Source organism: Tateyamaria omphalii (assembly GCF_019802125.1).
In the GTDB taxonomy this organism is placed as follows: Bacteria; Pseudomonadota; Alphaproteobacteria; order Rhodobacterales; family Rhodobacteraceae; genus Tateyamaria; species Tateyamaria omphalii_B.
This window is the reverse complement of sequence record NZ_JAHVHT010000001.1, coordinates 1,136,168-1,155,383: the sequence shown is the minus strand read 5'-3', so window position 1 is coordinate 1,155,383 and position 19,216 is coordinate 1,136,168. Positions and strand designations below refer to the sequence as shown.

At 62.5% G+C, this 19,216-nt stretch carries 13 protein-coding genes and 1 tRNA gene; 8 read left to right on the top strand and 6 right to left on the bottom strand.

Annotation, left to right across the window (positions count from 1 at the left end; genetic code table 11):
• Position 1: 1 nt before the first annotated feature.
• Positions 2 to 2,656 carry an alanine--tRNA ligase gene (alaS, locus tag KUV51_RS05680; protein ID WP_222520604.1) on the bottom strand — a complete coding sequence of 885 codons (2,655 nt, stop codon included), beginning with the start codon at positions 2,654 to 2,656 and terminating at the stop codon, positions 2 to 4.
• Between the two features lie 168 nt (positions 2,657 to 2,824).
• On the bottom strand, positions 2,825 to 3,904 hold the full coding sequence (gene recA, locus KUV51_RS05675; protein ID WP_222520603.1) for a recombinase RecA: 1,080 nt from the start codon (positions 3,902 to 3,904) through the stop codon (positions 2,825 to 2,827).
• A gap of 195 nt (positions 3,905 to 4,099) precedes the next feature.
• Between recA and KUV51_RS05670 the strand changes: the two genes are divergently transcribed.
• On the top strand, positions 4,100 to 4,699 hold the full coding sequence (locus tag KUV51_RS05670) for a gamma-glutamyl kinase (protein WP_222520602.1): 600 nt from the start codon (positions 4,100 to 4,102) through the stop codon (positions 4,697 to 4,699).
• Between the two features lie 3 nt (positions 4,700 to 4,702).
• Here the strand turns inward: KUV51_RS05670 and KUV51_RS05665 are convergent, their stop codons facing one another.
• The 3 genes from KUV51_RS05665 to guaB form a co-directional block, all read right to left on the bottom strand.
• On the bottom strand, positions 4,703 to 6,907 hold the full coding sequence (locus KUV51_RS05665; RefSeq protein ID WP_222521255.1) for an ATP-binding protein: 2,205 nt from the start codon (positions 6,905 to 6,907) through the stop codon (positions 4,703 to 4,705).
• A gap of 251 nt (positions 6,908 to 7,158) precedes the next feature.
• Positions 7,159 to 8,319, bottom strand: a complete 1,161-nt coding sequence (locus tag KUV51_RS05660; protein WP_222520601.1) for an RsmB/NOP family class I SAM-dependent RNA methyltransferase — start codon at positions 8,317 to 8,319, stop codon at positions 7,159 to 7,161.
• A gap of 44 nt (positions 8,320 to 8,363) precedes the next feature.
• On the bottom strand, positions 8,364 to 9,812 hold the full coding sequence (guaB, locus tag KUV51_RS05655) for an IMP dehydrogenase (RefSeq protein ID WP_222520600.1): 1,449 nt from the start codon (positions 9,810 to 9,812) through the stop codon (positions 8,364 to 8,366).
• A 114-nt stretch (positions 9,813 to 9,926) separates the two neighbouring features.
• Between guaB and speB the strand changes: the two genes are divergently transcribed.
• From speB to KUV51_RS05620, 7 genes are all read left to right on the top strand, one after another.
• Positions 9,927 to 10,883 carry an agmatinase gene (gene speB / locus KUV51_RS05650; RefSeq protein ID WP_222520599.1) on the top strand — a complete coding sequence of 319 codons (957 nt, stop codon included), beginning with the start codon at positions 9,927 to 9,929 and terminating at the stop codon, positions 10,881 to 10,883.
• A gap of 166 nt (positions 10,884 to 11,049) precedes the next feature.
• Positions 11,050 to 13,086: an ASKHA domain-containing protein gene (locus KUV51_RS05645; protein WP_222520598.1), complete on the top strand. Its 2,037-nt coding sequence runs from the start codon at positions 11,050 to 11,052 to the stop codon at positions 13,084 to 13,086.
• A complete protein-coding gene (locus tag KUV51_RS05640; RefSeq protein WP_222520597.1) occupies positions 13,083 to 13,919 on the top strand; it encodes a class I SAM-dependent methyltransferase in 837 nt (278 codons plus the stop codon). The genes KUV51_RS05645 and KUV51_RS05640 overlap by 4 nt, the downstream gene beginning before the upstream one ends.
• A 36-nt stretch (positions 13,920 to 13,955) precedes the next feature.
• Positions 13,956 to 14,029 (top strand) — tRNA-Gly (locus tag KUV51_RS05635).
• A gap of 87 nt (positions 14,030 to 14,116) precedes the next feature.
• Positions 14,117 to 14,359, top strand: coding sequence for a nitrate/nitrite transporter NrtS (gene nrtS / locus KUV51_RS05630; protein WP_222520596.1), 243 nt, complete (start codon positions 14,117 to 14,119; stop codon positions 14,357 to 14,359).
• 6 nt (positions 14,360 to 14,365) lie between these two features.
• Positions 14,366 to 16,021: a sulfatase-like hydrolase/transferase gene (locus tag KUV51_RS05625; protein WP_222520595.1), complete on the top strand. Its 1,656-nt coding sequence runs from the start codon at positions 14,366 to 14,368 to the stop codon at positions 16,019 to 16,021.
• Between the two features lie 120 nt (positions 16,022 to 16,141).
• The gene (locus KUV51_RS05620; RefSeq protein ID WP_222520594.1) at positions 16,142 to 17,494 is read left to right on the top strand and encodes a sensor histidine kinase; all 1,353 of its coding nucleotides are present in this window, start codon (positions 16,142 to 16,144) and stop codon (positions 17,492 to 17,494) included.
• Here the strand turns inward: KUV51_RS05620 and KUV51_RS05615 are convergent.
• Entirely contained in the window at positions 17,467 to 19,086 is a 1,620-nt protein-coding gene (locus KUV51_RS05615) for a long-chain-fatty-acid--CoA ligase (protein WP_222520593.1), read from the bottom strand. The genes KUV51_RS05620 and KUV51_RS05615 overlap by 28 nt on opposite strands.
• Positions 19,087 to 19,216: the final 130 nt, after the last annotated feature.

Sequence of the window (19,216 nt, the reverse complement as noted above, 5' to 3'; positions counted from 1 at the left end):
CTTACCCTCCCATAACCGCTTTGGCCGCCGCGATGGCCGCGTCCGCGTTGCTTGCATCCTTGGCGCCGCCCTGCGCCATATCGGGCCGACCACCGCCGCCCTTGCCGCCGAGTTCGACAACAGCAGCTTTGACGAGATCGACGGCGTTCACACTCTCTGTTTTGTCCTGCGTGACGCCAGCAGCGACGGCAACCTTGCCGTCCGCATCTGCAATCAACAGGATCGCCCCGGAGCCCATGCGCCTCTTATGCTCGTCAATGAGCGCGGGCAGATCCTTGCCCGTCACGCCGTTCAGAACCTGGGCGAGGAACGGCGTACCGTTCACCTCTTCAGCCTCCGGCGCGGCCTGACCACCACCCGCCATGGCGAGATCCCGGCGCAACTGCGCCACTTCAGCGGCCAACGCCTTGCGCTCATCCATAAGTGCTTTGACCCGCGCGGGCACATCCTGCGCCTGCGTCTTCAGCTCGGTCGCCGTCTCGGCCAACAGATGGTCCTGGCCGCGCAGATAGTCCATCGCCGCCTGCCCGGTCAGCGCTTCGATCCTGCGCACACCGGCGCTCGACGCGCTGTCGCCGAGCGTGACAAATGCGCCGATGTCACCGGTCTGGCGCACATGCGTGCCGCCGCACAGTTCCAGCGAATAGGTGTCACCGCCCGTACCCTTGCCCGAGCCAGCCTGCGTGCCCATCGACACGACGCGCACCTCATCGCCATACTTCTCACCAAACAGCGCCTGCGCCCCAAGCGCGCGCGCATCGTCCGGCGTCATGATCCGCGTCTCGACCGGGGCGTTCTGGCGGATATAGGCGTTCACCTCGGCCTCGACGGTGTTCAACTCGTCAAGGCTCAACGCCTTGCCATGGCTGAAGTCAAAGCGCAGCCGGTCCGGCGCATTGAGCGAGCCCCGTTGGGCGACGTGATCACCCAAGGCTTCGCGCAGCGCCTCATGCAACAGGTGGGTGGCCGAATGGTTCGCACGGATGTTTGTCCGGCGCGCATGATCTACTTCAAGAACAGCCGCTTCCCCATTGGAAAGGCTTCCCTTTGTGACCTCAGCCACATGTACGAACACATCCGCCGTCTTGCGTGTATCGGTCACACGCGCCTCACCGCTCTCGGTGCGGATGATACCCGTATCGCCAACCTGCCCACCGCTTTCGGCATAGAACGGCGTCTGGTTCATTGCGATCTGCACTTTGGTACCGTCACCAGCCGTGTCAGCCTGCGCACCGTCGACCACAAGCGCCACGATCTGCCCTTCGGCCGTTTCGCTGTCATAGCCCAAGAACTCGGTCGCACCACTGGCCTCGGCCACGTCGAACCACACAGTCGCATCCGCCGCCTCACCCGAGCCCGACCAGGCAGCACGCGCCTTGGCCTTCTGCTCGGCCATGGCCGCGTCAAAGCCATCCGTGTCGACACCCAGCCCCTTCTCGCGCAACGCATCCTGCGTCAGATCCAGCGGAAAGCCGTAGGTGTCATACAGTTTGAATGCCGCCTTACCCGGCAGGTCAGCACCTTCACCCAGCCCGGCCACCTCGTCATCGAGCAGCTTCAGACCACGATCCAGCGTCTGCTTGAACCGCGTCTCTTCCGCCTGCAGTGTTTCCGTGATCAGCGCCTGCGCCTGCCCCAGCTCCGGATAGGCCGCGCCCATCTGCTGCACCAGCGCTGGCACAAGCCGATACATGACCGGGTCCTTCGCGCCCAGAAGATGCGCATGGCGCATGGCGCGCCGCATGATGCGTCGCAGCACATAGCCACGCCCATCATTTGACGGCATCACCCCATCGGCAATCAGGAACGAGGTCGAGCGCAGGTGGTCCGCAATCACCCGGTGATGAACATTATGATCACCATAAGCGTCTACACTTGTCGCATCGGCAGATGCCTCGATCAGCGACTTGAACAGATCCGTGTCATAGTTGTCGTGGCTGCCCTGCAGCAGCGCGCCAATCCGTTCCAAACCCATCCCAGTGTCGATGGACTGCATATCCAGATCGACCATCGAGCCATCCTCGAACTGCTCGTTCTGCATGAACACGATGTTCCAGATCTCGATGAACCGGTCGCCATCCTCTTCCGGGGAACCGGGAGGACCACCCCAAATATGATCGCCATGATCATAGAAAATCTCGGTACACGGACCGCAGGGACCGGTTGGGCCCATTTGCCAGAAGTTGTCGGACGTCGCGATGCGGATGATCCGGTCCTCGGGCACACCCACCTTTTTCCAGATATCAAACGCTTCGTCATCGGTGTGGTAGACGGTGACATACAACCGATCCTTCGGAATGCCGAACTCGCCCGTGATCAGGTTCCATGCAAACGGGATCGCCTCGTGCTTGAAGTAATCGCCAAAGCTGAAGTTGCCCAGCATCTCGAAAAACGTGTGGTGGCGCGCCGTATAGCCCACATTGTCGAGGTCATTGTGCTTGCCGCCCGCGCGCACGCATTTCTGCGCCGTCGTCGCCCGGGTGTAGTCGCGCTTTTCCAACCCGGTGAACAGGTTCTTGAATTGCACCATCCCTGAGTTCACGAACATCAGCGTCGGGTCGTTGCGCGGCACCAGCGGGCTGGACGGCACAACCGCATGCCCTTGTTTTTCAAAGTAATTCAGAAAGGTCGAGCGGATGTCGTTGAGCGATGGCATGGGCGTGGGTCCGGGCGTCTGATTGGTCGCACTGACATAGCGCTGCGCCGCGGCGGTGTCCACAAACGAAACGGGGCGCCGCCGTCGCGACACCCCGTTCCCAGTATTGTCCGCGCCACGTCTGGCACGCCGGGGACGTTCCGGGCCTGGTCCCCTGTGCCCGACCGGTCAGGCCTCGAGGATATCATCATCCTCGGTCTGTTCATGCGGCGGCATGTCGAAATCCAACCCGTGTGCGGCACGGATCTTGTCCTCGATATCCAGCGCGATGCGGCTGTTTTCCTTCAGGAAGGTCTTGGCGTTCTCGCGCCCCTGCCCGATGCGCTCATCACCATAGCTGAACCAGGAACCGGACTTTTCGACAACGCCCGCCTTCACACCTAGATCCAGCAACTCGCCCATTTTCGAGATGCCTTCGCCGTACATGATGTCAAACTCGACCTGCTTGAAGGGCGGCGCCACCTTGTTCTTGACGACCTTCACACGGGTGGCGTTGCCGACGACCTCGTCACGATCCTTCAGCGCGCCTATGCGGCGAATGTCGAGCCGGACGGAGGAGTAGAATTTCAGCGCGTTGCCACCTGTCGTCGTCTCGGGCGAGCCGAACATGACGCCGATCTTCATCCGGATCTGGTTGATGAAGATCACCATGCAGTTCGAGCGGCTGATCGACCCGGTCAGCTTCCGCATTGCCTGACTCATCAGGCGGGCCTGCACGCCGACGCTGGAATCACCCATGTCACCCTCAAGCTCGGACTTGGGCGTCAGCGCCGCAACCGAATCCACGATGACCATGTTGACGGCACCGGACCGCACCAGAGTGTCGGTGATCTCAAGCGCCTGTTCGCCAGTATCGGGCTGCGAAATCAGCAACTCATCGAGGTTCACACCCAGCTTGCGGGCATACTGCGGGTCCAGCGCGTGCTCTGCATCGACGAAGGCACATACACCGCCAGCCTTTTGCTGCTCGGCCACGCAATGCAGCGTCAACGTGGTTTTACCCGAAGATTCAGGACCATAGATCTCGACAATCCGGCCCATCGGCAGCCCACCAATGCCAAGCGCAATGTCCAGACCCAGCGACCCGGTCGAGCTCGCCTTGATGTCCTGGATGGCGTTTTCATCGCCCAGCTTCATGATCGACCCTTTGCCGAACTGCCGTTCGATCTGGGCCAGCGCGCTGTCGAGCGCCTTTTGTTTGTCTGCCGATTTCTTGTCTGTCATGGTCAAAAGGTCTGCCGTTGCCATTGCTTTGGTCCTTTGTGTCATACCCGCCGGGGGGCGGCAATCACTGCCGCGGCTGCGTCGATGTTCCCCTTGCGTTCCTTATGAGATCAAACCGGGAACATTTCAATAAATTTCTACACGTCCACCTTTTGCGACGAGCGGTTAAAGAGTAGTTTACGCGCCAACAGGACGACAAAAAAATGATCGGGGCGGGATATGATGGTGTTCTACAAGGCCAGACTGGCCTTCCTGTCGGTGCCCAAAACAGGGACATCGGCTTATGAGACAGCGCTGCGGCCCCATGCGGATCTCGTCATTTCAGAGCCGCCGGATCTGAAACACGCACCGGTCTACCGCTACAACCGGTTCATCCGCCCCATGTTCGAAAAGGTCTGCGATGTCGAGCTCGAGGTGATGGCGGTCATGCGCGAGCCCATCAGCTGGCTCGGCAGTTGGTGGCGATATCGCCAGCGACCCTTCATGGAAGGAAAGCCAAATGCCACCCACAACATCAGCTTCGACGATTTCGTGCTGGCCTACATGAAAGGTCAACGCCCCGGATTTGCCAATGTAGGCAGCCAGTTCAAGTTTCTCGAACGCCAACCCAACGGCACCGGCGTGACCCACCTGTTCCGGTACGAAGACCAAGACCGCCTGCAATCCTTTTTGAATGAGCGGCTTGGTGTGACATTCGAGCTGGGGCGCGAGAACGTCTCGCCGGCGCGGCCGGTGGAACTGTCGGAAGATGTCGAACGGCGGTTCCGCCGCAAATTCGCCGAAGAATTCGCACTCTATGACAGTATCCCGACCGACTGACGGTCAGTGCAATTGCTGGTGCACGGTTTCGGCAAGATCGTTCAGTGAGAACGGTTTTGGCAAGAACACGGAATTCGGAATCTCGCGCTGCTGATCGCTCAACCGGTCTTCGGCATAGCCCGAGACGAAAACGACCCGCACATCCGGCCTGTCCTGCAGCGCTTCACGCACCCAGGATGGACCGTCCTTGCCCGGCATGACCACATCCGTCACGAACAGATCCACGTTCAGCGTCGCGTCCTCCAGCGTCTTCAGCGCTGCCTCGGCAGAATCCGCCTCCAGCACCGTGTATCCGCGCAGCCGCAATGCTCTGCTGGCAAAGGCACGTACCGGCGCTTCATCCTCCACCAGCAGGATCACCCCGTCGCCATGTTTGGGCTCCACCACCTTCGCGGGCGCCTTGGGTGCGGGCGCTTTGACCGCCGGGGCCTCGAGGACCGGGAAGATGATGGAAAAACACGTGCCCTGCCCCAAGGTGCTGTCGACAAAAATGAACCCGCCGGTCTGCTTCACGATGCCGTAGGCGGTGGACAAGCCCAAACCGGTGCCCTCGCCCGTCTTCTTGGTCGTGTAGAAGGGCTCGAACACCTTTTGCAGCTTGTCCGGCGATATCCCGACCCCCTGATCGACAACGCGCAGGCAGATGTACTCGCCCGCGGGCACGTTGACGCGGTCCCGCTCCAAAGGTTCGGTCAGGGTCATGCTTTCGGTCTGGATCTGAATTTCGCCGCCCTCGGGCATCGCATCGCGGGCGTTTACGACCAGGTTCATCAACACTTGTTCCAACTGCCTTTTGTCCGCGCGGATCGGCTTCAGAACCGGATCGTGCGACAGCGTAAGCGTCACCTTCTCGCCCACCAGCCGGTTCAACAGATGCGTGAGATCGGACATCGTGTCGCGCAGGTCCAGTTCCTCAGGACGCAAGGTCTGTTTGCGTGAAAAAGCCAGCAGTTGCCCGACCAAGGCCGCGGCCCGGTTGGCGTTCTGGTTGATCTGAACCAGGTCGCTATAGTCCGGATCGCCCTGATCATGCCGCAACAGCAGCAGGTCGCAATGCCCCGAAATCGCCGTCAGCAGGTTGTTGAAATCATGCGCCACGCCGCCGGCAAGCTGCCCGATCGCCTGCATCTTCTGGCTTTGCACAAACTGCGCCTCGAGCGTTTTCAACTCGGTTGCATCGGCAAGCACCGCGATGATCGACACCTCGCCATCTTCCTGCATCCGGTTCAGGGCGACCTGCACGAACATCTCCTTGTCCGCCCGTGTCAGACGCAGAAATTCCGATTGCTGCACGGCGCGATCCGACACGGTCTCCTCCAGCCAATCCGTGATCGGGCGGCCCAATCCGGCCATGAGGTCCGAAATATGCTCGCCCGCCACCAGGGCCGGACCGATCAGATCAGCCGCACTGCGGTTGAAACTGCGCACCTCTCCCTCAGGCGAAAAGCGCACCAGAGGGACGGGTAGATCCTCGAACGAAGCCCAGCTTCCCGTTGTCCCGACCCCGTCTTCGGGCGGCGGCAGCAGATAGTAGGCGTTCCGCCCGGCCCCGGCTTCGATCTGCGTCACCAGCACATCTACCGGGCCATCATTCGTGGTCAACGCGCTCACAGCGCCGGATGCCACGGGCACACGATCGAACACCGATTCCAATGTCTTGACCCGCGACCCGATCAGCTTGCGCGCACTTTCGTTCATATACAGGATCGCACCAGTGCGCCCGACCATCAGCATCGGCAAACCCGGCCCGTCCACACCACGCCCCTGCCCGGTATCAGGCGCAGCCTCGAGCCGCCACAGCAGTGTATCATCATCCATGTGGTGCACGGCCAGGCGCATGTGGCCACGGCGCGTCACGATGTCCTCGCGGGCAGCACCGTCCGTCGCCGCCTGGTTTTTCAATCGAAACAGGATGCCGCCGGGATTTGCAAAAGTGTTCCGCAACGTGCCGGCCAATGTCTCGCCGCGCCGCGTGGCATAGGCCTGCCGCGCGGCGGCATTGGCGCGCAGCACCTCTCCATCCGCCGTACAGACAAAGCTGGGCGAGGCATCCTTTTCAATGAACGCACCGATGTTGGCCAGGGCGGTGTCCTGCCTGGCCCGCGACCGCCGATCCGACAGCATGAAGGTCAGGCCGAGACCGAAAAACGTCAGCGCAGCAGCCAGCAGACCCAACTGAATCAAACGCTCCGGCGCCAGTGCACCCATTACCCCCAGAAGGGCGGACGCCCCCAGAAGGCTTACGGCACGGTGCGATCCGCCCCGTTCCGGGCGGCTCAAGCGAAAGGGCGTTTGCACGCTGTCGGACACCAGACACCTCACCTTTGCGATTCGTTGCGCCATTTCTGCGAGGAAAACGGTTAATCACCGCTTAACTGGCGCCCGTCTCCGGCAATGGATGTCATTACAAGAAAGCGAAACATCTGGCCACAATAAACCTGAGGTTGAGTAAAGCCCGCTCAACCCATGCGCGTCAAGTGCGCGCTGTAAAACCCGTCACCCCAATCATCGACGGCCCAATGCGTCTCGGCAGTGACGTCGAAGAGTGAATTTCGGCCAGCAAACCATTCCAATTGCTTGCTATTCTCGCATTCAAGGATAGAGCATGTCGCATAAACCAGCAGCCCACCGGGCGCGACAAGCGGCGCGGCCCTGGTCAACACATCGCGCTGCATGGCGCACAATGCTGCCAATCGATCCGGCGTCAGCGCCCATTTGGCTTCGGGCGTGCGCCGCCACGTGCCGGCCCCGGAACACGGGGCGTCGACAAAGACCAGATCGAAAGGCGCCGATCCGTCCAGTTGATCCGAAGGGCAGATGTCGATCCGGTGCTGCCCCCGTGCCGCGCGGTCCGGCAGGTCTTTCATCCGCTTGGGATCAATGTCGCTGGCCGTCACGAACCAGCCCCGCGCCGCCAGCGCCAGGGCCTTGCCGCCGCCGCCTGCGCACAGGTCAAGCGCCCGTCCCGAACCGTTCAGAGCCGCGACGGCGGCCTGGCTCGATGCGTCCTGTATCTCAACGTGACCTTGTCGATAGGCCGCGCTGTTGCGCAAGCGGCGCGCGCCGTCGGTTATGGTCAGTGCGGTATCGGCGCGCGGGTTTTGCACGGTGTCGATGCCATCCTTGGCCAGGCTGGCGCGTGCGCCCGCAATGTCTGTCAGCGAAATGTTCACCCGCACGGTCACAGGGGCACGGCGCGTCAGGGCAATCGCGGCTTCCTCGGCTTGCGCACCAAGGCTGTCTTCGAATACCGCGACCAGCCAGTCGGGCAGATCCCAGGCAGCGCCTTGATCGCTTGGCGGCGCGCCGCGACCGCGTTCAGCGTCGGAGAGCGGCGCGGGTGCATGACCCTGGCCATCAAACAGCGCATCGGGGTCAATTCCCTGCGCACGCAACCGTCCGATCATCCTGCCGCGCCCCGTATCAGCCCCGCCGCGCGACGCATCGCTGCGCCAGTGACGCAACACATCAAACACATGATCCCGGATGGCGGCCCGGTCCTTTGACCCGGCAAACCGGCTGGCCCGCGCCCACCTGCTCAGCGCCTGTTCGGCGGCTTGCCCGGCAGCAATTGCGTCGAGTATGTCTATGGCTGCCGCTACACGTGCCCCCGGCGTCATGCGATCACATCCACATCAACAAGCCGCCAGAACACCTTGATATCTCACATAACGCGATAGTTCGGGGACTCGCGCGTGATCTGCACATCATGCACGTGGCTTTCCTTCAGACCCGCGCCCGTGATCTTCACGAAATTGCAATTCTTGCGCATCTCGTCGACGGTGGCGCAGCCGGTATAGCCCATTGCGGCGCGCAGACCGCCCACCAGTTGGTGAATGACGGCGCCTGCCGATCCCTTGTAAGGCACCTGCCCCTCGATCCCTTCGGGCACCAGCTTGTCGCTGGCCGCGTCCTTCTGGAAATACCGGTCGGCCGAGCCGCGCGCCATCGCACCCAGCGAGCCCATGCCGCGATAGGATTTAAAGCTGCGGCCCTGGTACAGGATCACCTCACCGGGGCTTTCGTCCGTGCCCGCGATCATGGAGCCGACCATGGCGCAGGACGCGCCTGCGGCGATGGCCTTGGCAAAATCGCCAGAGAACTTGATACCGCCATCGGCAATCACCGGAATGTCACCCGCGGCAGCGGCGCAATCCATGATAGCAGTGAGTTGAGGCACGCCGACACCAGCGACCATGCGCGTAGTGCAGATGGAACCGGGACCGATGCCAACTTTCACCGCGTCCGCGCCTGCGTCGATCAATGCGCGCGTCGCCTCGCCTGTCGCGACATTGCCAGCAACAATCTGCACTTCATTGGACAGGTTCTTGGCCCGGCGCACAGCCTCTGCCACTCCCTCGGAGTGCCCGTGGGCGGTGTCGATCACGATCATGTCGACGCCTGCGTCCACCAGCGCCTCCGACCGCTCGAAGCCCGCATCGCCCACGGTCGAGGCGGCGGCGACACGCAGCCGGCCCAGATCGTCCTTGCAGGCCGTCGGGTTCAATACGGCCTTCTCCGTGTCCTTCAACGTCAGCAAACCGGTCAACTTGCCGTCGGCGTCCGTCACCAAGAGCTTCTCGATCCGCCGCGCTTTCATCAGGCTGATCGCCTCGTCCCGGTCTGCGGGCTCGTGAAGGATTGCGAGATCCTTGGTCGTCATCATGACCGACACAGGCGTCTTGTCATTCTCGGCAAACCGCATGTCGCGGTTGGTCACAATGCCCACGACACGCCGGTTCTCGTCAACAACAGGAAACCCGGAAAAGCCATAGAGGTCAGACAGTTCTCGGGCATCAGCGAGGGTCTGATCGGCACTCAGCGTGATCGGATTATAGACGATCCCGCTTTCAAAGCGTTTCACCCGCCGGATCTCCTGCGCCTGCGCCTCGATATCGAGATTGCGATGCACGACGCCCATGCCACCGGCCTGCGCCATGGCGATGGCCATGCGGCCCTCGGTCACCGTGTCCATGGCAGAGCTGAGCAGCGGGATGTTCAACGCAATGCTGCGGGTCACCCGCGTGCGGGTATCCGCAGTCGTGGGCAGCACGTTGGACGCGGCCGGAACCAAAAGAACATCATCGAAGGTGAGCGCCTCGCGAATCTCCATGGGGGTCTCCTTGGAAGGGTTCGTTTGACGCTTCCCTATTTCACGGGGCGGCAAAAATGGAAAGGGGCAAATCGGCGGCTTGCGCGGGCCACCGGCTCTGCGCAGAGTGCAGCGATGAAAAACAGCTACGACACCGGCCGCCTGAACCTGCCCTTCGTGGGCATCTCCACCTTTGGCAAGAGGCCCTATGTCGAGGATTGGAGCAGCATCGCCGCCGATGTCGCAATCCTCGGCGCCCCCTTTGATGCAGGCACCCAATGGCGCTCCGGCGCGCGCTTCGGGCCGCGGGCGGTGCGCGAGGCGTCGACGCTCTTCAGCTTCGGCCACGCAGGCGCCTACGATCACGAGGACGACGCGACCTACCTGCCCGAAACCGTCCGCATCGTGGATATGGGCGACGCCGACATCATCCACACCGACACCGATGGCTCCCACGCCAACATCGAAACAGGCGTGCGCGCGGCCCTCGCCGCAGGCGCCCTGCCCGTCACCATCGGCGGCGACCACTCGGTGAACATCCCCTGCATTCGCGCCTTCGACGGCCAGGGTGACATCCACATCCTGCAGATCGACGCGCATCTGGATTTCGTCGATGAACGCCACGGTGTCCGGCACGGCCACGGCAACCCCATGCGAAGGGCAGCAGAGCAGCCCTATGTCACCGGGCTTACCCAGGTCGGCATCCGCAATGTCAGCTCCACGGCCAAGGAAGGCTACGATGACGCCCGCGCCATGGGCTCCGACATCCTGTCGGTGCGGCAGGCCCGCGCCCTTGGTCCCCAAGGCGTGATCGACCGCATCCCGGCAGGCGCGCGGCTTTACGTCACCATAGACATCGACGCCTTCTGCCCCTCCATCGCGCCGGGCACCGGCACGCCCAGCCATGGAGGGTTTCTCTACTACGACGTGCTGGAAATGCTGCAAGCGGCGGCCAAGCGACATGACATCGTGGGCATTGATCTGGTCGAGGTGGCGCCCGACTACGATCCCACCGGATCGACCGCCATTCTGGCAGCTCAGCTGCTGATGAACCTGTTGGGCTTCATCTTCCACGCCCGCGCCAATGGATAGGGTGTAGGGGGCCAGCCCCCTCGGCGCGATGCGCCTCACCCCCGAAGTATTTTCAGCCAGAAGAAAGGGGCAATCTGCCGCCATGGGATCGGCTCATGTCGTTTGACACCTTTCCCCTGCCCGCCCGGCCACTATGGTATGCGCAAGCAAGTCATCCGAGGCGTCCATGAGCACCGATCCACTCGTCGTTTTCACCCCCTCCGGCAAGCGCGGCCATTTTGCCGTCGGCACGCCCATCCTGACCGCCGCACGGCAGCTTGGCGTGGATCTGGATTCTGTCTGCGGCGGGCGCGGCATCTGCTCGAAATGCCAGATCACGCCAAGCTATGGTGAGTTTCCCAAGCACGGGGTGACGGTCGCCCAGGACGCACTCTCCGAATGGAACAGCGTCGAAGAACGCTACAAGTCCAAGCGCGGGCTCATCGACGGCCGTCGCCTTGGATGTCAGGCCACCGTGCAGGGAGACGTTGTGATCGACGTGCCTCCCGAAAGCCAGGTCCACAAGCAGGTCGTGCGCAAACGGGCCGAGGCGCGGGACATCGTCATGAACCCCTCGACCAAGCTCTACTATGTAGAAGTGGCCGAACCCGACATGCACGACCCGTCCGGCGATTTGGAGAGGCTGGTCGCTGCCATTGAGGCCGACTGGGGCATCACCAACATCCACGCCGATCTGCACATCCTGCAGGACCTTCAACCGGTGCTGCGCAAGGGCGGCTGGAAGGTCACCGTCGCCATTCACCTTGGTGACGACGAAAACGCGCCACGCATCATGCATATCTGGCCTGGATATTACGAGGGCGCTGTCTACGGCCTCGCCGTCGACCTGGGGTCCACCACCATCGCGGCCCACCTCTGTGACCTGACGAGCGGTGATGTGGTCGCGTCATCGGGCATCATGAACCCACAGATCCGCTTTGGCGAAGACCTGATGAGCCGCGTCAGCTACGGCATGATGAACAGCGGTGGTGCCGCAGAAATGACAGCAGCCGTGCGCGAGGGGATGAACGCCCTGTTCACCCAGATCGCAACCGAGGCCGAGATCGACAAGGGGCTGATCGTGGACGCTGTCTTCGTCTGCAACCCGGTCATGCACCACCTGCTGCTGGGCATCGACCCGTTCGAGCTGGGACAGGCCCCCTTCGCGCTCGCCACATCGAACGCCCTGCGCCTGCGCGCAGATGATCTGGACCTGAACATCCACCCCTCCGCGCGTATCTACCTTCTCCCTTGCATCGCGGGCCACGTGGGTGCCGACGCCGCCGCCGTGGCGCTGAGTGAAGCACCTGACAAATCCGATGACCTGATGCTGGTCGTGGACGTGGGCACGAACGCCGAAATCCTGCTGGGCAACCGCGACAAGGTGCTCGCCTGTTCGTCGCCCACCGGCCCCGCCTTTGAAGGGGCGCAGATCAGCGCAGGCCAGCGCGCGGCCCCCGGCGCCATCGAACGGGTCGAGATCGATCCCACGACCAAGGAGCCACGGTTCCGCATCATCGGCGTCGACATGTGGTCGGACGAGGACGGCTTTGAACAAGCCGCAGCGGGCACCGGCATCACCGGCATCTGTGGCTCGGGCATCATCGAAGCGATTGCTGAGATGCGGCTTGCCGGGCTGCTCGACGCCTCCGGCCTGATTGGCAGCGCCGAACAGACCGGTACCCCGCGCTGCGTACCGGACGGACGCACCCAAGCCTATGTGTTACACGACGGCTCTGCCTCCGGCGGGCCAAAGATCACCATCACCAACCCCGACATCCGCGCCATCCAGATGGCCAAGGCGGCGCTCTACTCCGGCGCGCGGCTGCTGATGGACAAGTTCGGCGTCGATACCGTGGACCGGGTCGTGCTGGCGGGAGCCTTCGGCGCGCATATTTCCTCAAAACACGCCATGGTTCTAGGCATGATCCCCGATGCGCCCTTGGACAAGGTCACTTCCGCCGGAAACGCCGCCGGCACCGGCGCACGCATCGCGCTCCTGAACCGCGACGCGCGGGGCGAGATCGAAGAGACCGTGCGCCGCATCCACAAGATCGAAACGGCGATCGAACCTCGCTTCCAAGAGCATTTCGTAAACGCCTCCGCCATCCCCAACTCCGCCGACCCGTTCCCCATCCTGAACGGCATCGTCGACCTGCCCGATGTCAGCTTCAACACGGGCGGCGACGCCGAAGGTGGACGCCGCCGGCGGAGACGCGCATGAGCAACGCCGAGCAGGAAGAATTCTGGACCTCGGACGCTGGCCCGAACTGGGTGTCGGAACAGGAAAGCATGGACGCGCTGTTGGCACCCGTGCTCGACCTTCTGCTGGACCGCGCGCCGCTCATGCCGGGCGACAGCGTGCTGGATATCGGCTGCGGCACCGGTGTCAGCGTGGCAGAGGCGGCGCGCCATGTCGGCCCGTCCGGGCACGTCACGGGCCTCGATATCTCACAGACCATGCTGGATCTGGCGGCACGGAGGACGTCAGCGGCAAATACATCCTTCCTCAAAGCGGACGCGCAAACACATAGGTTCGACACCCACTTCGACGCCATGATCTCCCGCTTCGGTGTCATGTTCTTCAACGACACGGTCGCCGCCTTCGCCAACCTCGACACCGCACTCGCGCCCGGCGGCACCATGACCTTTGCCGCCTGGGGGCCCGCCCCGCAAAACCCCTATTTCATGGTTCCCGCCAAGGCAGCCGTGGGTGTACTGGGCGAGATGCCCAAGGTTGACCGCACCCTACCCGGCCCCTTCGCGTTCGAAGACAGCGCGCGTGTGCTGGACATGATGACGAGGGCCGGACTGACCGACCCGAGCGTCGAAACAGTGCATCTCGACCTGACGCCCCCCGGAAACGCCACGGACACTGCCGCCCTTCTGCTCAAGATCGGACCCGCCCAGCGAGCGCTCGACTATCACCAGGCAGACGAACCGACGACAGCGCAAGTGTCGGAGGCCGTCGCCGACGCCATCGCCCAGTTTGACACCGACCTCGGCTTGCGCATCCCCGCCTGCATCCACATCTACACCGCCCGCAAACCCGCTTGACGCCAGCGGCCCCCACGCCTATCCCAACTTTCGAGCGCGGGTATGGTGAAAAGGTATCACGGCAGCTTCCCAAGCTTTAGTTACGGGTTCGATTCCCGTTACCCGCTCCACCCCTCCTTCACAGTTCCGTGCACCCGCCGACGCGCCCATTGCACTTCGGAACCAATCGGTCCACCTCTGGACCGAGGAGACGCCGTATGTCACATCCCACAGCCTTGCAGATCGCCACCGACCGCACAGTCGTCAAACGCGCAGCCAAGATCGCCTTTGTCGTGGGCGTCATCATCGCCATGATCAACCACGGCGACCGGATCTCCTCCGGAACCATGGACGGCGTGGCATGGGCCAAATGCGCACTCACCTTCCTTGTGCCTTATTCCGTCTCCACCTACTCTTCGGTCATGGCCGTACGGGAGCGGCTGCAAACCCTCGGGGACTGACCGACCTTGAACATTCTCTTTGTGATGTATGACCAGCTGCGGTTCGACTACCTCAGCTGCGCAGGACATCCACACCTGCACACCCCGAACTTCGACCGCATGGCGGCCATGGGCGTGCGGTTCACCAACGCCTATGTGCAATCGCCCATCTGCGGCGGCTCACGGATGTGCTACTACACAGGCCGCTACGCTTCCTCCCACGGCGCGCATTGGAACGGCTTCCCCCTGCGCGTCGGCGAGCAGACGCTGGGCGACCACCTGCGCAAGATCGGCATGTCCTGCCACTTGATCGGCAAGACGCACATGACCGTGGACGCCGAAGGGATGGAACGACTGGGCCTCGACCCCGACAGCCTGATCGGCGTGCGCACCTCGGAATGCGGGTTCGATCCCTGGGTGCGCGACGACGGGCTTTGGGCCGAAGGACCGGACGGCTTTTATGATGAAAGACGAAGCCCTTACAACGAATACCTCAAGTCGCAAGGCTACGACGGCACCAACCCGTGGGCCGACTACGCGAATGCAGGCGTCAAGGACGGCCAAATCGCCTCCGGCTGGTTCTTCGACAACACCGACCTGCCCGCCAACATCCGCGAGGAAGACAGCGAAACGCCCTGGCTCACCTCCGAAGCCATCCGCTTCATCGACCAGGCGACAGAACCATGGTGCGCGCACCTCAGCTACATCAAACCACACTGGCCCTACATCGTCCCGGCGCCCTACCACTCCATGTACGGGCCCGAACACGTACCCGCAGCCACCCGCGCTGATGAGGAAACCAAGGACGCGCACCCGGTCTACGATGCCTTCATGAACGGCCCCGTCGGCCGCGCCTTCCAGGACGAAGACGTGCGCCAGAAAGTGATCCCCGCCTACATGGGCCTGATCAAGCAATGCGACGACCAACTCGGCCGCCTGCTCGACCACCTCGAAGCCACGGGGCGCATGCAAGACACCATGATCGTGCTGACATCCGACCATGGCGACTATCTGGGCGACCACTGGCTGGGCGAGAAAAACCTGTTCCATGACCCTTCGGTGAAAGTGCCCATGATCGTCTATGACCCGCGCAGCAACGCCAGCACCACACGCGGCACCACCTGCGATGCGCTGGTCGAGTCCATAGACCTCGCCGCCACCTTCGTTGAGGCGGCAGGCGGCACGGTGCCCGATCACATCATAGAAGGGCGCAGCCTCCTGCCTTGGCTCCAAGGCCAAACGCCTGATTGGCGCAAATACGCAATCTCAGAATACGACTTCTCGGCAACCCCCGTTGCCGTAAAACTGGGGCTAGAACCCAGAGACTGCCGCCTCTTTATGGTCTTCGACGGACGCTACAAGTTGATGCACTGCGCAGCCCCCGGCCTGCGAAACATGCTCTTCGACCTAGAAAGCGACCCCAACGAGCTGCACGACCTCGCCAAAACGGATGCGCACAAAGACATCGAAGCCAAACTGCTCGCACACTTGCACGACTGGGGCCTGCGCATGTCACAGCGCACCACCCGGTCCGAGGACCAGATCAAGGCCATGCGCGGCGCCTCCACCGGCAAAGGCATCCTGATCCACCTCAAGGACGGGTCCGAGGTCGAACCGCGGTTGACGCAGAACTACCGCGGTCCCGCCAGACAAAGGCATGTGCCCGACAAAACCGAAACCTGACACAAATTCGTGACAGACAGGTCCCGCTCCAGTACGCTTGCGTCTGGCACCAGCGGATGGTGCACGTGACGTAATTGCGGGCCGTGTCTTGGCTCAATATGGAATTTGAAACGGTCGAGATTGGATTACGCCGCCCGCATCAGAACGGTTTTTGAGGAAGCGAAACACTCCGAACGTGTTCTAAGTACAGAATTCCTGATCCGATCTGTTCTCGTTATGGTTGCAGGCTCATGTGGATGGTACTTCCTCGACCTGACCATTTTGCCTATCTGGCTGGTCTGCTACTATACGTTTGTTTTTCTTGAAAAATCTGCATTGCACATGCGGGTCGAAGGGCGCGAACACAAGGCATTCGCTCTGCTTTGGACAGTCAGTTTCGCCCAGGCCAGCATCTACGCCTTCCTTCCCGTCCATATCTGGTCGCTCGAGGGCGATGTCTGGAAATTCGGCACCGGCATCCTGCTGGTGGGAGCCGTCCTGAACATCTTTTTGCTGCGGGCACGGAACTGGGTGCTCGGGGCCGCGTACCTGACCCCGATCCTTGTAGCGGTGGTCTGGCTGGCCGCGAGCTTTTTCGAAGCACCGTATGGCGGCGCAGCCTTCTGGTCCGCCATTGTGCTCAGCGCGTGCCTCGCGGTGTATTTTGGTGTCTGTCTCTTCGAAGCCCATCGCGCGAACCGCGAATTGAAGGAGACGCGCGAACAGTTCCTGCAAGCACAGAAAGTCGAAGCGCTCGGCACGCTAACAAGCGGTGTCGCACATGATTTCAACAACCTTCTCAGTGTGATACAGGGCAATCTTGAACTTCTAGAAAGCTATCCAGATGACGAAGATCGCGATGAATTCCTGACCGCCGCACTGACCGCGGCACAGCGCGGCGCACAGCTGACCCGGCAATTGACATCATACGGGCGCAAGGCCGAACTGTGGCCCCGCCACGTCGCACCCGAAGACATCCTGCGCACGCTCGAGGAGATGGCCCGCCGCGTCCTGCCCGCCAACATCGTGCTCAGCATCCGCGCGACAGGTTCGCACCCGTGCATCTTGACCGACGAAACCCTTCTGCAATCGGCTCTTTTGAACCTGGTGATCAACGCCCGCGACGCCATGCCGGACGGCGGCAAGCTGAGCATCCGGCTGATCGATCCCGCACGCCCACCCGCCGCGCTCAAACTGGCCGATGGCGTGCACTATATCGCGTTCGAAGTCACGGACACCGGTCAGGGCATACCCGCGAACATATTGCCCAGCATCCGGGATCCGTTCTTTACCACCAAGGGCGTCGGCAAGGGCAGCGGATTGGGGCTGCCCATGGTCTGCGGTTTTGCCGTGCAATCGGGCGGTGAGGTGGAAATCAACAGCCAGCCCGGTCGGGGCACAACCGTGCGCTTGTACCTGCCGCGGGCGGAGCGTCGGCCCGACGAGGTGCAGACGCAAGCGCGTCCTCAGCCCACCAACACGTCGCCGAACTGATCGCGCAGGTTCCGCTTCAGCACCTTGCCCGTAGCATTGCGCGGCAGCACATCGGTAAACACGACCTTGTCCGGCACCTGCCACCTGGCAATCTTGCCATCGAACACCTCCAGCACCTCCGCCTCCGACGGGCTCTGCCCCTCAGCGGCCACGGCCACCAACACGGGCCGTTCATCCCATTTCTCGTGCCGCGCCCCGATCACGGCGGCGTCGGCCAGCGCCGGATGCGCAATGGCGATGTTCTCCAGATCGACCGATGAAATCCACTCGCCGCCCGACTTGATGATGTCCTTGGACCGATCCTTGATCGACAGGTACCCATCGGGGTCCAGCGTCGCCACATCGCCCGTATCAAACCAGCCATTGGTCAACGTCTCGTCCTGTGATTTCAGGAAATAACTGTCGAGGATCCAATGCCCCCGCACCATCAGCGCGCCTTGCGCTTCTCCATCATGGGGCAGCGGATTGCCGTCATCATCCATGATCTCCAACTCGACACCCCAGGGCGGACGGCCCTGGTTCTCTCGCAGCTTGTGCTGCGCCTCCAGCGGCAAATCGGCGTGCTTGGCCAACGGCTGATTGCTTGAGCCCAAGGGCGACATCTCCGTCATGCCCCAGGCATGGATCAACTCCACATCATATTTCTCGCGGAAGGCCGCGATCATCGACGGCGGACAGGCCGACCCGCCCACAACCGTCCGATTCAGGCTCGCAAGCTGCGACCCCGACGCCTCCGCCTCGCCCAGCAGCCCCAACCAGATCGTCGGCACGCCAAGCGCAATCGACACCTTGCACCCATCAATCAGCTTCACCAGCGACGGCCCATCCAGACCCGGCCCCGGCAACACCATCCGCGCACCCACCTGCGCGCAGGCATAAGGCGTGCCCCACGCATTCACATGGAACATCGGCACCACGGGCAGGACCACATCACGCGCCGAAAACCCGATGCAATCCGGCGTGTTCGACGCAAACGCATGCAAGACAGTCGACCGATGCGAGTAGAGGACCCCCTTCGGGTTCCCCGTCGTGCCGGACGTGTAGCACAGTGATGAGGCGGTGTTTTCGTCAATCTCGGGCCACTCAAAGTCGGGCGACCCACCGGCCACCAACTCATCATAAAACTCCAAACCGTCGATCTCGGCCGCCGCCGCCTCGTCCCGGCCCTCCATCAACACGATGTGCTTCACACCGGGGATCTTGTCGCGGATGGCCTTGACCAACGGCACAAAGGTCCGGTCGATGAACAGCACCCGATCCTCGGCATGGTTGATGATGTAGATCAGCTGCTCGGGAAACAGACGCGGATTAATCGTGTGGCACACCAGCCCGGCGCCCGACACGCCAAAGTAGATCTCCAGATGGCGCCGGTTGTTCCACGCAATGGTGGCACAGCGCGCCTGCGGCTCCAGCCCCAGCTTCAACAGCGCATCACCCAATGCCCGACTGTTGGCACCGACCTGCCCCCACGTGGTCTCCTCGACCCCGCCACCGGTGTTGACGGAGGTGATGACCGTCTCGCCATGATATCGCGCCGCATGGTCCACAAGGGACGAAATGGTCAGGGGATAGTTCATCATTTGGCCAAGCATCGGCGCCTCCCGTTTTTCCTGTCAGAGCAACGCCTTGTCCGCACGGCCCTCCCCGACCGCGCGCGCTCCTCCCTTGTCACAACCCTGCCAAGGGGCGGCGCGCCATGCAAGCACAGCGTGCGATGGCTGA

What these genes read in the sequence shown, in the direction of transcription:
- alaS (WP_222520604.1), bottom strand. Translation starts at nt 2,656, where the DNA reads ATGCCATCGCTCAACGACATCCGCTCGACCTTTCTGAATTACTTTGAA.
- recA (WP_222520603.1), bottom strand. Translation starts at nt 3,904, where the DNA reads ATGGCAACGGCAGACCTTTTGACCATGACAGACAAGAAATCGGCAGAC.
- KUV51_RS05670 (WP_222520602.1), top strand. Translation starts at nt 4,100, where the DNA reads ATGATGGTGTTCTACAAGGCCAGACTGGCCTTCCTGTCGGTGCCCAAA.
- KUV51_RS05665 (WP_222521255.1), bottom strand. Translation starts at nt 6,907, where the DNA reads ATGGGTGCACTGGCGCCGGAGCGTTTGATTCAGTTGGGTCTGCTGGCT.
- KUV51_RS05660 (WP_222520601.1), bottom strand. Translation starts at nt 8,319, where the DNA reads ATGACGCCGGGGGCACGTGTAGCGGCAGCCATAGACATACTCGACGCA.
- guaB (WP_222520600.1), bottom strand. Translation starts at nt 9,812, where the DNA reads ATGGAGATTCGCGAGGCGCTCACCTTCGATGATGTTCTTTTGGTTCCG.
- speB (WP_222520599.1), top strand. Translation starts at nt 9,927, where the DNA reads ATGAAAAACAGCTACGACACCGGCCGCCTGAACCTGCCCTTCGTGGGC.
- KUV51_RS05645 (WP_222520598.1), top strand. Translation starts at nt 11,050, where the DNA reads ATGAGCACCGATCCACTCGTCGTTTTCACCCCCTCCGGCAAGCGCGGC.
- KUV51_RS05640 (WP_222520597.1), top strand. Translation starts at nt 13,083, where the DNA reads ATGAGCAACGCCGAGCAGGAAGAATTCTGGACCTCGGACGCTGGCCCG.
- nrtS (WP_222520596.1), top strand. Translation starts at nt 14,117, where the DNA reads ATGTCACATCCCACAGCCTTGCAGATCGCCACCGACCGCACAGTCGTC.
- KUV51_RS05615 (WP_222520593.1), bottom strand. Translation starts at nt 19,086, where the DNA reads ATGCTTGGCCAAATGATGAACTATCCCCTGACCATTTCGTCCCTTGTG.